Source organism: Streptomyces sp. 12E (assembly GCF_055633275.1).
On sequence record NZ_JBVNCJ010000001.1, the window covers coordinates 4,389,005 to 4,403,180 of the forward strand.

A 14,176-nucleotide genomic window follows, 5' to 3' on the forward strand; every position below is an offset into this window, starting at 1 on the left:
GGTGATCTCCCGTTCCACCGGGCCGGTTTCGTCCCGTGACTAGATCTGCCGGTCCCCTTGCCAGGTGACCGACGTCATCGCGGCGAGACCTCCGTGGGCCAAGCCCTTGTAGGTCACGGTCCGGGCGGGGCCGAGTTCGTGCGCGACCTGTTGGGCCAGCTCCATCCCCTGGTGGAACAACCGCTGCCACACGGTGTCGTACTTCCCCTCTTCCCGGTCCCGCAGGTCCAGGTTCAGGGTGGTGTCGATCTCGTCCGCCCAGGTGCGGAGCGAGGAGACGAGTTCGTCGGACAGGTCCAGGGCCGCGGCGGGATCGTCGGGAAAGAAGTCACCGAAGCCGTCCGAGCGGAGCGGACCGAACTTGTACTCGCCCTCGACCGTGATGCGGACGGGATGCGGTGGCGCGTCGTGGTCGTCGCGTTCCCAGTGCAGGCGGTCACAGCCCCAGCACACCCATGTCGCTGTCCGGTGACGCTCGTCCCGGTAACGCACCGCCCACGACGGTCCGAGATACCGAGCCAGACGCCGAGCGATCACCAGGCCCTGCTCGGCGTGCTTACGCAGGTCCGGCCGGGAGATGAAGCCCCCTGTCGGACGGGACAGCGACCAGGAGCGCAGTGTGTCGGCCAAGTCCCCGGGCAGGCCCAGCCGGCCGTCGTCCAACGAGACCTCACGGATGAAGGCACCGAGGTCGTCGTGGACACCGTCGTCCTGCGGCTCGTACAACGGAGACGGCTCGCCCCGGGCGTGCACGAGTACGTGCCGCGGTTCTTCGAGGGTCATGCGATGTTCGCTCCGATCACGTATCCGTTGTCACCCACACTGACGGCCACGCGCTGGGTCTTGCCCTGGAAGACGACCTCGAAGATCGGCCTTCCGGCCCCCTGGGTGCCGACTCTCGTGCCTTCCGTCAGGGCGGTCTTCACGAGGGCGGGGATGTCGTCCACCCGGACCCCCGCGTCCGCGAATTCTCCCGCGTGACGGAAGATGATGTGGGTCAGGCCCGCATTGACGTTTCCCTTCTCAAGCCAGGCGAGGGGCACACCGGGTTTGGCGTACTGGGCCACCCAGATCGTGTCCGCCTGGTTGAACTTCACACCGGCGTCCTTGAGCTTGTCCAGGAGCTTCGGATCGAGGGTGCCACGGTGGATCTTGGCCCGTTCCGCCACGCCGAGTGCGATGCGCAGCCCCATCCCTGCCGCGCTCGTGGCGTCGCCGACCTGGGCGGCTCCCTTCTCCCCGTAGATCTTCTTCAGGTCCTTGAGCACCTGCGCGGCGTCCTCACCGGTCTTGACGGCCTTCTCGGCCCGCGTGGCGAGCTTGACGGCCTCGGCGAGCTTGGTGGCGACCGACGGCGGTACGAGGATCGTGGCGGCCCAGGCACAGCTGGACTTGTCGCCGTGGTAGCACTGGAAGGCCTCACCCAGCACCAGCTCGTACAGGACCGCTCCGACCGTCTCCCCGAAGAGGTTCTGCCAGCCGATCCTGGTGATTTCCTCGAAGGTGAAGTGGTGGGTCCAGTTGTTGGTCTGATCCTTCAGCGTCTCCGTACCGAGGTACTGCGTGTCCTGCTTCGGACAGCCGCTCTCGGTCGCGGGGACGTCGGGGTTCAGGCAGTAGTAGTAGCTGACCGTGATGTCGAGGTGCAGCTCGTAGGTGACCGTGCAGCCCTGGAGCGTGTAGACGCAGTCGTTGAGCTGCTTGGCCGGTCCAGCCTCGGTGACCTTGTCGACGACGTAGAACGTGCCGCCGATGCCCGTGCCGGCGCCCGACGAGACCTGCTGGTTGGCCTGCTTGCGCTCGGCGGACTCCGCCGCCTCCTGGGCCTCCTCCGCGTACTTCAGGGCGTCCTTCGCGGCCTCCTCCGCCTCGGTGGCGGCGGCGTCCGCGCGGTCGGCGGCCGACCGGGCGTCCCTGGCGGCCTCCTCGGCCTCCGTGGCGGCCGTGCGAGCGGCCTCCGCGTCGAGCGCGGCCTCGTCGGCGGAGTCGCGGGCGGCCTTGGCGTGACCCTCGGCTCGGCCCGCGGCCTTGTCGGCGGCCTCCGCGTCCTCGGTGGCCTGACGGTCGTACTCGGCCGTGCGGGCCAGTGAGGCGGCGGCCTTGGACGCGGCGGTGGCGGCGTCGGCGGCGTAGCCGAGGGCCTCCTTGGCGTAGCCGCGGGCGTCGGCGGCGTGGCCGGCGGCGTTCGCGGCGTGGACGTAGGCCTGCTTCGCGTCGCCCTTCGCCTGGTCGGCGAGGTTCTTGGCGGCGGAGGCCTCGGCCTGCGCGTTCTTGGCGTGGGCCTCGGCGACGGCCTTCTGCTGCTCGGCGATCGACTTCGACGCCTGGCCCGTCAGCACCACCAGGCCGGCGGCCGAGTCGGTGTCGACGTAGGGGGAGCCGAGCTGGATCGCGTCGTTGGCGGGCTTGGCGACCTGCGCGGCGGAGTTGCCGGCGTCCACCGCGGCCTGGGCGGTGACGTGGGCGAAGCCCGTCGCCTTCGCCGACGCGGCGAGGGCCTTGGCGGCCTCCTTGCTCGCCTCGTTCGCGTGGGTCCTGGCGGTCTTGGCCTCCTGTTCCGCCTCGTCGGCCAGTGCGACGGCCGCCTTGGCCTCGGAGGCGGCGTGCTTCGCCGCCTTGATGGCGTCCGCCGCCGCGCTGGTCGCGGTCTTCAGGGCCGCGTCGGCCTTCAGCTTCGCCGCCTGGGCGTTGTCCGCGTGCGCGCGGGCCCGCTTGGCGGCGGCCTCGGCGCGGGTCGCGGCGGCGTCCGCGTCGGCGGCCGCCTTCGTCGCGGCGTCGGCCGCGGAGCGGGCCTTCACCGCGGCGGCCTCGGCGTCGTCGGCGTGTCCGGCGGCCGCGTCGGCCGCGGCCCTCGCCTCCTGGGCGTTGCTGTCGGACTCGTGCGCCTGGGCGTACGCCTCCTTCGCGTCGGCCTTGGCGCGTGCGGCGTCGGCCTTCTGCTCGGCGTCCCAGGCGTCGTCGCGCAGGTCGCGGGCCTTGTCCTTGGCCTTGACCGCGGCGTCACGCTTGTCGGACGCCGTGCTCTCGGCCGCCTCGGCCTTGTCCTTGGCGTCCTTGGCCTTCGTCGCCTCGGTCTCGGCGGTTTTCCGGTGCTCGGCCGCCTCGGCCTGCTTGGCGGCGGCCGTCTTCTTCTCCGCCTCGGCCGTCTTCTCCTCGGCCTCGGCGGCCAGGCGCTCGGCGCGGGCCTCGGCGGCGGCCGTCTTGGCCTCGCCCTCGGCCTTCAGGGCCTCGGTGAGCTTGGCCTCGGCGGTCTCCTTGTCCTTCTTGGCGTTGTCCCGGTGCACCTTGGCGGCGTCGGCGGAGGCCTTCGCCTGCAGCTCGGCGGCGTGGGCGGCCTCCCTGCGGAACTCCGCCTTGGACTGGGCGGCCTGGGCCAGCGCCCGCTGGGCGATGGTCGCGCTGTCGCCGGCGGAGGCGCGGGTGGCGGCGGCAGCCGTCTCGCCGGCCTTCACCATCGCCTCCAGTGCCGCCGCGGCGCCCTTGGTGACCTGCGCCTTCTGCTGGCCGACCAGCAGACCGCGGCCACGCGGCGCACCGCGCTCGTCCGCGATGGCGTACGCCGCCTTCTCCGCGGTGTCGGTGGTGGTCACGGCCTTCTGTGCCAGGCCGGCCTGCACCTTGAGGAGGGCGAGTTCCTTCGCCGCCTTCGTCTGCGCGGCGGCGACGCCCGTCTTCGCCTTGTTGAACTGGGCCGTGTCCGGGTAGGACAGGCTGTCGGTGCCCTGGTGGCCGGACGGCTTGATCAGGAACTTCTGCGAGGAGGCGTCCTTGCAGTCCCACAGCCGCGCGTCCGTGCTCTTGGTGAACGCGCTCAGGTCCAGGCACTTGCCGGTGGTCACGCTCTTCAGGGGCGCGGTGGCGCGGACGTCGCCCTTCCACGACTGTCCCTTGGACTTGTAGCAGTCCGAGATCTGGATCTTCGTGCCGTTCGCCGAGGCGTTCCCGGCCACGTCCAGGCACTTCTGCGAGCCGACGTTGCGCAGGTGCAGGTCGTTCTCACTGCCCTCGAGCGTCCACTGCTGGGCCGCGCCGCCGTTGCAGGTGTAGATCTGGACGGGGGTGCCGTTGGTCTTGGCACCGCCGGCGACGTCCAGGCAGCTGCCCTTCGCGCCCGGCACCTCGATCGTCACGTGGCTGTCGCCGATCCAGCCCACCCCGCCGGCGGACCAGTAGTCCTGCCACTGGACGAGGTGGTCGGCGACCCACGAGTTGCCGAGCATCTCACCGAGGGACTTCGCGCCGGCGGCGAGCGCCTTGGTGGCTTCCTCGTTGGCGTCGAGGATCAGGTCGCGCTGCCCGGCCTGGGCGGCGATCTCCTCCTGCCACTCGGTGGCGGCGGTGCCGGCGATCCCGCCCAGCACCTCGCTCGGGTCGATCGGGTCCCGCCAGGCGCAGGAAGCGAACCGGGTCTTCAGGTCCTCGACCGCGATGCGGTGCTCGGCGGACCCCGGACTCGGGGCCGTGCGCGGGAACCCGCCGGAGGCGAGGAAGATGCGGGCGTCGTCCGCGCCGGTCGGCTCCAGCGACCAGTCCGTCAGGTGCTCGAAGGCGTCCCGCTCGGCGAGGTCCCGGTTCCAGTCGGGGGAGTGCGGATCGGGGTCCTTCGTGTACAGGGGGGTGCCCAGGTCCTTGACGGCCTTGACGGTCTGCTCGTCGGCCGGGGGAGTGGGGTCCTCGTAGAAGTCGCCCTCGCTCTTCCAGAACCGGTCGGCGACCCACTGGGTCAGGCCGGTCTGGGAGTAGAAGTCCTCCTCGTCGTCGCCGGGCGATCCGGGCGGCCAGTGAAACCCGGTGACGGTGAAGCCACCGGGTGTCTCCAGCCCGTCGAGGGGCGCCGCCCAGGCGTCCCGGCGGCTGTTGAGCGCGTCCAGTTCCTTGTCCGCGGCGTCCCGGTCCTTGGTGTATGCGGCGGCGAGGGGCGTGTCCTCCCAGTAGTCGCGGTCGGCCAGCTCGCGCAGCTTGTCCGGTGGCTGGTTGAGGCCGTTCTGCGCGACGGCGGCCATGGCGGGTCCGCCCAGCCGCAGCACGTCCGACATCAGGCACTGGTCCTGCCGCAGCTGTTCGGCGGCCGTGTCCTCGTTCCAGCCGGCGGAGGCACCCGCGGGGACGGCGTCGTCCCCGGTGGTCCGGTCGAGCGGCTGCGGCTGGGCGGCGAGGCCCGCGACGACCGCGAGGCTGAGGGAGAGGGGAAGGAGTCCGGTGAGGAGTCTTGATCGGCGTGGTCCGTGCCCGACGGACCACGGTGGTCTGGAACGCACGTGTGCATCCCCTTCTGAACTGGAGGGAGGCGACCGGGAGGCGCCGGCGGGCGCGAGGAGTCGATGAGGACACCTCGGCTCCCGCGGCGTCAGGAACGGCGGTGTCCGTCCGGTACGGGATGCACGGATGGCGGATGGTGCGGCATGCGACGCGCCCCTCCCCGTGGCGGCGCTGTTCCCCCGGTCGCGATGGATGTGCGGGAACGGACTGGTCAGGTCCGGTCACGCGGGGCGCAACACTAGGTAGAACCTCAGGCGCTGGGAAGGGGTCCGGTTCCCGTGCCGGAGGCGGGCTGGCTCGATTTTTACTACTGGCCGGTAGCCGTCCCGGTTCGCTCTTCCCGCACATCGCAAGGGGCGTTTGTGAACCTTTGGTGTTCACACGGTGGGGGAAATGGTGATTCCCTGATCGAAGTTGGCCGATTACCGACGGGTGTCGGAGCGGACGCGGGAGGGCGCCGGAGTCGGCGGCCGGTCAGCTCCCGGCGCGCCTGCGCAGCCGTCGGTGCTGTCCGGCCCAGAAGTACTTCTGCGTCAGCAGGGTGAGGACGCCCGCCAGAATGATGCCGAGCAGGTTGAGCAGGAGTTGTTCGGTGGAGCCCCAGGTCTGGACCGTGTCGCCGTAGCTCAGCGCCACCGCGGCGTTCGCGGCGGCCGGGACCGTCGTCACCGAGATGGCGACGCCGACCAGGGCGCCGGACTTGGCGGACGTCAGCGAGAGCGTGCCGGCCGCGCCCGCCAGGACCGCCACCACGAACGAGAACCAGTCGGGGGCGTACACGAAGCCGGTCTGCGGCCTCTCGCCCTTCAGCTGCTCCTGGGTGAACAGCCCGACCGCGTCCATGAAGAGGCTGAACCCCACCGTCACCGCCATCGCCACCGCGAAGCCCACCAGCAGGGCGGTCACCGAGCGCAGTGCGAGACGGGGCCGGCGCTGCACGGCCGCGGTGGAGATGCCGGCCAGCGGCCCGAACTCCGGCCCCACCGCCATCGCGCCCACGATCAGGATCGCGTTGTCCAGCACCACACCGCACGCCGCGATCATGGTGGCCAGCGTGAGGAACGCGAGATAGGTGACCGAGAGCGTCGACTCCTCGTGGGTGGCCTCGGTCAGGTGCTCCCACAGCACCGCGTCCGCGCTCTCCCCCGGCGCGTCCTTCTCCGCCTCCTCGGCCCGCTTCGACAGCGACAGGCCGATGTCCTCCACGGCGATGGAACCGCTCGTGTCCAGTCCCAGCCGCTGCAGCCCGCCGATCAGGTCGTCACCGGCCTCCCGCGCCACGTCGCACATCACCACGTCCCCGGCGGGATCGCGGGCGGCGCCCGGCAGCACGCACAGGTGCGCGGTGCCGATCGTCCCCTCGATCAGACGGACCACGTCATCGGTCTTCCCGACCGGTGTGATCAGGCGCAGGTGCAGCATGGCGGCAGGGTAGCGGTCAGAGCTTGCGCAGGCTCAGGCGCTGGACCTTGTGGTCGGGGCCCTTGCGCAGGACCAGGGTGGCCCGGCCCCTGGTCGGGGCGATGTTCTCCACGAGGTTCGGCCTGTTGACGGTGCGCCACATCGTGCGGGCGTAGTCGAGGGCCTCCTCCTCGGAGACCTGGGTGTACCTGCGGAAGTACGACGACGGGTCCTGGAACGCGGTCTCGCGCAGCCGCTTGAAGCGGTTGAGGTACCAGCGCTCGATGTCCTCCGTGCGGGCGTCCACGTACACGCTGAAGTCGAAGTAGTCGGCGAGGCCCACGCGCGTGCGGCCGTCCTGGCCGGGCAGCGCGGGCTGGAGGACGTTGAGGCCCTCGACGATCAGGATGTCCGGGCGGCGCACGGTGAGCTTCTCGCCCGGGACGATGTCGTAGATCAGGTGGGAGTAGACGGGGGCGGAGACCTCCCCCTTGCCCGCCTTGACGTCGGCGACGAAACGGGTCAGCGCGCGGCGGTCGTACGACTCGGGGAAACCCTTCCGCGACATCAGGCCCCGCTCCTGGAGCTCCTTCGTCGGCAGCAGGAACCCGTCCGTCGTCACCAGTTCCACGCGCGGGTGCTCGGGCCAGCGGGACAGCAGCGCGCGCAGCAGCCGGGCCACCGTGGACTTGCCGACGGCCACGGAACCGGCGACCCCTATGACGAAGGGCGTGCCCGACTGGGAGCCCTGCTCGCCGAGGAACGTGTTCAGGGCGCCCCGCAGTCCGTCGGTGGCGCCGACGTAGAGATTGAGCAGCCGGGACAGCGGCAGGTAGATGTCCCGCACCTCGTCGAGGTCGATGACGTCACCGAGGCCGCGCAGCCGTTCGACCTCCGCCGCCGACAGGGGCAGCGGAGTCTTGTCGCGCAGCGCGCTCCACTCGGCGCGGGTGAGGTCCATGTAGGGAGTCGCCTCCGGCCGCTGCCGGTGGGCGCTCCGGGGTATCGGGGAGACCGGAGAGATCACAGTCCATTGTTAACGGAGTTCGAACGGGGTGGCAGGTGGGGTGTGTCACGCCGCCCCGCCGCTTTTGACGCCTTCCGAGATCACGCGGTGGTCACGGTCACATACCGGGTGATGGTCTGATGATCATCTGTGCGGCGGCTGTGTGCGGGATCCGCTTGAATGACGCGCACTACGTTGCGGAGTCCTCCGCGCCTTCGAGAAAGAGTTCCCACCCGTGAGAACCACCGCCGTCCGCCGTACCGCGCTCGCCGCCTCCGCCGCCGCGCTCGCCCTGCTCGTCACCGCCTGCGGTGGCTCCGGCGACGAGGACAAGGCCGACGACGGCAAGGGCAAGGGCGACTCGACCGCCTCCGCCTCCGCCGCGCCGGCGGCCAAGGCGCTCACCGCCGCCGAGCTGGAGAAGGCCGTGCTGGCGCAGGCGGACGTCAAGGACGGCAAGGTGGAGGAGGTGCCCGCCGCGGAGGACGCCACCGCCGACAAGGTGAAGTCGAAGGACGCGGCCTGCCAGTCGCTCGCCCAGCTGCAGATGAGCGTGCCCGCGGGCACGCCGGCGGCCACGGTGAAGCGGTCCTGGACGGCTGACCAGCAGAAGCCGGCCGGGGACGTCAGCCCCGAGGAGGCCCTGCTCGCCGGCCTCGACGCGGAGAAGATGGTCGTCACGCTCGCCTCCTACGAGGACGGCGGCGCCGAGCAGGTCGTCAAGGACGTGGACGCCGCCGCCGGCAAGTGCGCCGGAGGCTACGCCTACGACGCCATGGGCGAGGCGCTCGAGATCGTGTCGGTCGAGAAGACCGAGGCGCCCGGCGGCGCCGACGAGGCGGTCGCGGTCACGGCGTTCCTGGCCGCGGAGGAGGGCGTGAAGGCGCCCATGAAGCTGGTCGTCGCCCGCAAGGGCGCCACCGTCGCCTCCTTCACCGTCACCAACTTCGCCTCCGCCGCCACCGGCGAGGACTTCGACTTCCCGACGGCGGTCTTTGACGCGCAGCTCGGCAAGCTGGCCTGACGCACCCGCGTTCCGTTCCCACCGGTGCTTCGCGCACCGGTGGGAATTTCCGTTTCCGGGCAGGCGAAGGCCCTTCCCGGCGGCCGTCGGACCGTAGGCTGCCGAGCATGTGCGGAATCGTGGGATACGTGGGGCCGCAGTCGGCGCTGAGCGTCGTGACGGCCGGGCTGAAGCGGCTGGAGTACCGGGGGTACGACTCGGCGGGCGTCGCCGTGCTGGCGGACGGCGGTCTGGCCACCGCCAAACGGGCCGGGAAACTCGTCAACCTCGAGAAGGAGCTGGCCGAGCGGCCGCTGCCGACCGGGACCACCGGCATCGGGCACACCCGCTGGGCCACCCACGGCGGTCCGACGGACGCCAACGCGCACCCGCACCTCGACAACGCGGGCCGGGTCGCCGTCGTCCACAACGGCATCATCGAGAACTTCGCCGCCCTGCGCGCGGAGTTGACCGAGCGCGGCCACGACCTCGCCTCCGAGACGGACACCGAGGTGGTCGCGCACCTGCTCGCCGAGGAGTTCTCCGGCTGCGCCGACCTCGCGGAGGCGATGCGACTGGTCTGCCGGCGCCTGGAGGGCGCGTTCACCCTGGTCGCCGTGCACGCGGACGAGCCGGACGTGGTGGTGGGCGCGCGGCGGAACTCCCCGCTGGTGGTGGGTCTGGGGGCCGGCGAGGCCTTCCTCGCCTCGGACGTGGCCGCGTTCATCGCGCACACCCGTGACGCCGTCGAGCTGGGACAGGACCAGGTGGTCGAGCTGCGCCGGGACGCGGTGACGGTCACCGACTTCGACGGCCGCGCCGCCGACGTCCGCGAGTACCACGTCGACTGGGACACCTCCGCCGCCGAGAAGGGCGGCTACGCCTCCTTCATGCTCAAGGAGATCGCCGAGCAGCCGAAGGCGGTCGCCGACACCCTGCTGGGCCGCATCGACGGGGCGGGCTCGCTCACCCTGGACGAGGTGCGCATCCCGGCGAACGTCCTGCGCGAGATCGACAAGGTCGTCATCATCGCCTGCGGCACGGCCTTCCACGCCGGGCTGATCGCCAAGTACGCCATCGAGCACTGGACCCGGATCCCCTGCGAGGTGGAACTGGCGAGCGAGTTCCGCTACCGGGACCCGATCCTCGACCAGCAGACCCTCGTCATCGCCGTCTCCCAGTCCGGCGAGACCATGGACACGCTGATGGCGCTGCGCCACGCCCGCGAGCAGGGCTCGCACGTGCTGGCGATCTGCAACACCAACGGCTCCACGATCCCGCGCGAGTCCGACGCCGTGCTGTACACGCACGCCGGCCCGGAGGTCGCGGTCGCCTCGACCAAGGCGTTCCTGACCCAGTTGGTCGCCTGCTACCTGGTCGCGCTGTACCTGGGCCAGGTGCGGGGCACCAAGTGGGCGGACGAGATCCGCGCGGTGGTGCGGGACCTGTCGTCGATCCCCGGCGCGGTCGAACGCGTCCTGGACACGATGGAGCCGGTACGGGAGCTGGCCCGGTCGCTGGCGGGGAAGGACACGGTGCTGTTCCTGGGCCGGCACGTGGGCTACCCGGTGGCGCTGGAGGGCGCGCTGAAGCTGAAGGAGCTCGCGTACATGCACGCGGAGGGCTTCGCGGCGGGCGAGCTGAAGCACGGGCCGATCGCGCTAATCGAGGACGACGTGCCGGTGGTCGTGGTCGTCCCGTCACCGCGCGGGCGGTCCGTCCTCCACGACAAGATCGTCTCCAACATCCAGGAGATCCGGGCGCGCGGTGCGCGGACGATCGTCGTCGCGGAGGAGGGGGACGAGGCGGTCGCGCCGTACGCGGACCACCTGATCCGCGTCCCGGCCACCCCGACGCTGCTCCAGCCCCTGGTGGCGACGGTGCCGCTGCAGGTGTTCGCCTGCGAGCTGGCGACGGCGCGGGGGAACGAGGTGGATCAGCCGCGGAACCTGGCGAAGTCGGTGACGGTGGAGTAGCCCTTCACGCCGTCGAGGAACGCGGAGAAGGCTCCGGCCGGGAAGGTGAGGTTTGCCCTGGCCGGGGTTTTCGAGTCGCGGATTGCTGTGTGGGTGGGGCGGGTCCCACCTTCGACGCACTCGTTGCCGTCGCCCGGGCCCGAGTAGGACGACTTCCTCCAGCGGCCGGGCGCGGTCATGTTGACTTCCCCGGGGAGTGAGTCTTCAGCGCTTCCACGAAGGTGGTGAAGGCTTCGGCAGGGAAGGTGAGGGTCGCCTTGGCCGGGGTCTTCGAGTCGCGTACGCCCACGTGAGTGGCGGTGTGCGCGATCTCGACGCACTCGTTGCCGTCGTCGGGGCCTGAGTAGGAGGACTTGCGCCAGTTGTCCATGGTCTCCCTCACAGCTCTTTCGTCAGCCGGTGGATGAAGTCCCGTGATCGCCCGGGATCGAGGGACACGCCTTCTACTCTACGGAAACGCGTTCGGAAAGCGCTGAGTTGTGCTTCGGAATCGATGAAGGCAGAGCCTTGGGGCACGTCACGCACCACTGTGTCCAGCTTGGGCACTGAACCACCCACGTAGGTCATGGTGCTGGCGGCCCTGGCGAAGCCGTCCAGGTCGAAGGGGATGACACGTACGGTGATGTTGTCCGTTTCGGAGAGATCCAGGAGCTTGGCGAGCTGAGCCCGTGAGGCGGCGCGATCGCTGACCCTGATACGCAGGGCCGACTCGTGGATCACCAACTCGTACGGGACGGTGATCTCCTGGCCTGCCATGCGATGGCGTACGCGCAGCTCAAGTTCCTCGGAAGTGAGCTCGGGCACTCGGGCGGAGAAGACGGCGCGGGCGTACTCCTCTGTCTGCAACAGGCCCGGCACGTAGAGGATTGCGACATCGTGCCGGAACGAGGCGTAGTGGTTCAGTTCGGACAAGTCCAGGAACGACGTGGGCAGGAGACCCCTGTATTCCTCCCACCAGCCGCGGGTCCGGTCGGTGGCCATCGAGACCAGAGCATCGATGAACTCCTCGTCCATGCAGGCGTAGTGGGAGGCGAGGCGGCGTAGTCGCTGCTCGCTGACTCCCGTGAGCCCGGATTCGATGTGGCTCATTTGGACGCGGCCCGCTCCGAGCAGGGCTGCTGCGTCACGAGCCGTGAGGCCCGCTGCTTCGCGAAGTCTGCGCAACTCGGTTCCCAGGCGCATTTGACGTGCGGTTGGCTCGCGCCTCAGGACCACTGTTGCTCCTTGGTTCAACCCGATCGGCGATGCGGCTCGTTCGGGTTCAGATTACGCGATCGGCTTGCTTGGGATGACAGGTTAGTCCTACGTTCGGTGATGCGACGCACACGCTGCGAATTGCCGGGGTTACTGGAAGCGCACCGCTCCGTCCTGCCACGACGGTTGCGGCACAGCCACCGCCCGCGAGCAGCAACTCCCTATCACCTGAATGGAGTTCATGCATGCCCGAAAACGAGCCCTGGGAGTACTCCCTCTCCCTCCCCAACGACCCTCGCGCGGTCACCGTCAGTCGCCGCACCCTCCGTCTCATCCTCACGATGCACGGACTGATCGGGCTGGTCGACGTCGCCGAGCTGCTCGCGACGGAGCTGGTCGCCAACGCCGTACGGCACACCAAGGGGCCGGCCGCTCTGCGGGTGCGCTGGATGGCCGGCGTGCTGCGGATCGGGGCGTGGGACACCGACCCCGCGCCGCCCGACGCGCCGCTGCCCTTCGAACGGTCCGCGGACCTCGGCCTGGAGGACGGGCGCGGACTGGCACTGGTACGGGCGTGCTCCGACCTGTGGGGCTGGCAACCGCTGTCCCGGGACGGCAGCCGGGGGAAGCTGGTGTGGTGCGAACTGGACGCGGCCTGACGGGGTTCGCCCGTGACCATGGGGTCACTCGCATGGCCTCCCGGTGAGCCGCACGTCGGCCGTCCGATGAGGCAACGGCTCCCGCATCGCGCGCGGCGGCGCCATCCGGCGGGACGCGATCTCCCGGGGCTCATGACACCCACCCTGCTGGAAACGGTGAGCATCCGGCAGGTGAATGCCACTCACGCACTCGGATGAGCGGTGCGTCCACACTCGAGGCCGAAATGCTCCCACTTTTCAGAGGGGCATGTGCCTCCCGGCCGGGGGGTCGAGAGGAATGTCCCAGGGCGTGGTGCGGGCGGTCAGGCGCTTTGCGTTCCCGCACGTGGTCCGCGGTCATCTGCCGGGGAAACGGCGGTCCGCGAAGTGTCCCGTGGGGACGGGCCGGAGGCTCGGTCCGACGGCCCAACCCGACCAGCGGGTGGGGAACGTTCAGGCGGCCACCACGAGCGCGGTGCCTTCAGAACACATACGTACCCAGCAGTCCGACGGTCAGGGAGAGGACGGACAGAGCGGTCCAGCCGACCCCGGTCGACACCGGGCTCCTCCCGGCCGCCTGTCGTTCGGCTCCTCCCCTGCGGGCGTCGTAGACGACCGGGACCGTTTCCCCCACCTCCGGGAAGTCGGGCTCGGCATCCACGACCCAGCGCATCTCTCGCCCTTCGGGTGTGACGTACGAACAGACGACCCTTATCGGCTCGGCCGTGTGCCCCTCGTAAATGCGGTCCACGCAAGTCGCCGTCACGCTCACCCCGTTGCGCTTCCTGCTTCTCTCCACATGGAGGATCCTCAGCCCGAAGGGTAATGAAAGCACCCCGAGGCCTATGAGAGCTTGCAGATCCACATATTCTCCCGATTGCTCATCCGATAATCAGGCACAGTATGCGTGGTCGGAGGGCCCACGTGACGGACGAAAAGGAAGCGCCCCCGACTGTCGTCTGCCGGGCCCTGTCCGGACCTGCCACGGGTGGATCACATCCGCCACGCATCCCGCCCTGTCCCCGCCGGACGTTCGCCGCCGAGCCGGTCCGGCGTGCCGACGAGGCGCGAGCGCGTCCGCGAACGCCGCCGGCCCCGCGGCGGACGGCGGGTCGCCGACATGTCTGGGCCCCGCCCCACCGCAATAAAGTTCCCGTATGAGCATCATCGGAGTCGGGATCGACGTGGCGGAGATCGAGCGGTTCGCGGCGTCGCTGGAGCGGACGCCCGCACTGGCCCAGCGGCTCTTCCTGGAGAGCGAGCTGCTGCTGCCCAGCGGTGAGCGGCGCGGTGTCGCCTCGCTCGCCGCGCGGTTCGCGGCCAAGGAGGCGCTCGCCAAGGCGCTCGGGGCGCCCGCGGGGTTGTACTGGACCGACGCCGAGGTGTGGTGCGAGGACAGCGGACAGCCCCGGCTGCGGGTGAAGGGGACGGTGGCCGCCCGTGCCGCCGCGCTGGGCGTGCGGTCCTGGCACGTCTCGCTCAGCCATGACGCCGGGGTGGCCTCGGCGGTCGTGATCGCGGAGGGGTGAGGTCCGTGTTCGCCTTCCCCGGGACCGGGGTCGACCTGCCGGTCTGGGGCGACGCGTTCCTCGTCGTCGCCGCCGTGCTCACCGTCGTCTTCGCCCTCGTGAGGCTGGTGCGCAACCGTCGTCGATGAATGTGTGAAAAGAGGGTGCGTGTATCGCGTGGACCGGGGTAC

At 70.5% G+C, this 14,176-nt stretch carries 13 protein-coding genes; 5 read left to right on the forward strand and 8 right to left on the reverse strand.

Annotated features, from left to right (window positions below; genetic code table 11):
• Positions 1–39: 39 nt before the first annotated feature.
• The 4 genes from ACZ8ZB_RS20480 to coaA all read right to left on the reverse strand — a co-directional run bounded on the left by ACZ8ZB_RS20480 (position 40) and on the right by coaA (position 7,687).
• Positions 40–783 (reverse strand): hypothetical protein, encoded by a 744-nt coding sequence (locus ACZ8ZB_RS20480; protein WP_470739116.1) that lies wholly within the window; start codon positions 781–783, stop codon positions 40–42.
• Positions 780–5,036 (reverse strand): RICIN domain-containing protein, encoded by a 4,257-nt coding sequence (locus ACZ8ZB_RS20485; RefSeq protein ID WP_470741538.1) that lies wholly within the window; start codon positions 5,034–5,036, stop codon positions 780–782. Before ACZ8ZB_RS20485 ends, ACZ8ZB_RS20480 begins: the two co-directional genes overlap by 4 nt.
• Before the next feature lie 697 nt (positions 5,037–5,733).
• The gene (locus ACZ8ZB_RS20490) at positions 5,734–6,681 is read right to left on the reverse strand and encodes a DUF389 domain-containing protein (protein ID WP_470739117.1); all 948 of its coding nucleotides are present in this window, start codon (positions 6,679–6,681) and stop codon (positions 5,734–5,736) included.
• A gap of 16 nt (positions 6,682–6,697) precedes the next feature.
• On the reverse strand, positions 6,698–7,687 hold the full coding sequence (gene coaA / locus ACZ8ZB_RS20495; protein ID WP_470739118.1) for a type I pantothenate kinase: 990 nt from the start codon (positions 7,685–7,687) through the stop codon (positions 6,698–6,700).
• A 214-nt stretch (positions 7,688–7,901) separates the two neighbouring features.
• Here coaA and ACZ8ZB_RS20500 point away from each other — a divergent pair, with 214 nt between their 5' ends.
• Positions 7,902–8,690, forward strand: coding sequence for a hypothetical protein (locus ACZ8ZB_RS20500; RefSeq protein WP_470739119.1), 789 nt, complete (start codon positions 7,902–7,904; stop codon positions 8,688–8,690).
• A gap of 107 nt (positions 8,691–8,797) precedes the next feature.
• A complete protein-coding gene (gene glmS, locus ACZ8ZB_RS20505; protein ID WP_470739120.1) occupies positions 8,798–10,645 on the forward strand; it encodes a glutamine--fructose-6-phosphate transaminase (isomerizing) in 1,848 nt (615 codons plus the stop codon).
• Here glmS and ACZ8ZB_RS20510 read toward each other — a convergent pair.
• The 3 genes from ACZ8ZB_RS20510 to ACZ8ZB_RS20520 are packed head-to-tail and all read right to left on the reverse strand — an operon-like array spanning position 10,606 to position 11,860.
• On the reverse strand, positions 10,606–10,824 hold the full coding sequence (locus tag ACZ8ZB_RS20510) for a DUF397 domain-containing protein (protein ID WP_470739121.1): 219 nt from the start codon (positions 10,822–10,824) through the stop codon (positions 10,606–10,608). The genes glmS and ACZ8ZB_RS20510 overlap by 40 nt on opposite strands.
• Positions 10,821–11,015 (reverse strand): DUF397 domain-containing protein, encoded by a 195-nt coding sequence (locus ACZ8ZB_RS20515; RefSeq protein WP_470741539.1) that lies wholly within the window; start codon positions 11,013–11,015, stop codon positions 10,821–10,823. Before ACZ8ZB_RS20515 ends, ACZ8ZB_RS20510 begins: the two co-directional genes overlap by 4 nt.
• An 8-nt stretch (positions 11,016–11,023) precedes the next feature.
• Positions 11,024–11,860 (reverse strand): helix-turn-helix domain-containing protein, encoded by an 837-nt coding sequence (locus ACZ8ZB_RS20520; protein WP_470739122.1) that lies wholly within the window; start codon positions 11,858–11,860, stop codon positions 11,024–11,026.
• A 224-nt stretch (positions 11,861–12,084) separates the two neighbouring features.
• On the opposite strand from ACZ8ZB_RS20520, the gene ACZ8ZB_RS20525 reads away from it, so the two are divergent.
• Positions 12,085–12,498, forward strand: a complete 414-nt coding sequence (locus tag ACZ8ZB_RS20525; RefSeq protein ID WP_470739123.1) for an ATP-binding protein — start codon at positions 12,085–12,087, stop codon at positions 12,496–12,498.
• Positions 12,499–12,958: 460 nt separating this feature from the next.
• Here the strand turns inward: ACZ8ZB_RS20525 and ACZ8ZB_RS20530 are convergent, their stop codons facing one another.
• The gene (locus tag ACZ8ZB_RS20530) at positions 12,959–13,342 is read right to left on the reverse strand and encodes a hypothetical protein (RefSeq protein WP_470739124.1); all 384 of its coding nucleotides are present in this window, start codon (positions 13,340–13,342) and stop codon (positions 12,959–12,961) included.
• Positions 13,343–13,634: 292 nt separating this feature from the next.
• Here ACZ8ZB_RS20530 and ACZ8ZB_RS20535 point away from each other — a divergent pair, with 292 nt between their 5' ends.
• Entirely contained in the window at positions 13,635–14,006 is a 372-nt protein-coding gene (locus ACZ8ZB_RS20535) for a holo-ACP synthase (protein ID WP_470739125.1), read from the forward strand.
• A 5-nt stretch (positions 14,007–14,011) separates the two neighbouring features.
• Positions 14,012–14,134, forward strand: coding sequence for a hypothetical protein (locus tag ACZ8ZB_RS20540; RefSeq protein ID WP_470739126.1), 123 nt, complete (start codon positions 14,012–14,014; stop codon positions 14,132–14,134).
• The last annotated feature ends 42 nt before the right edge of the window (positions 14,135–14,176 follow it).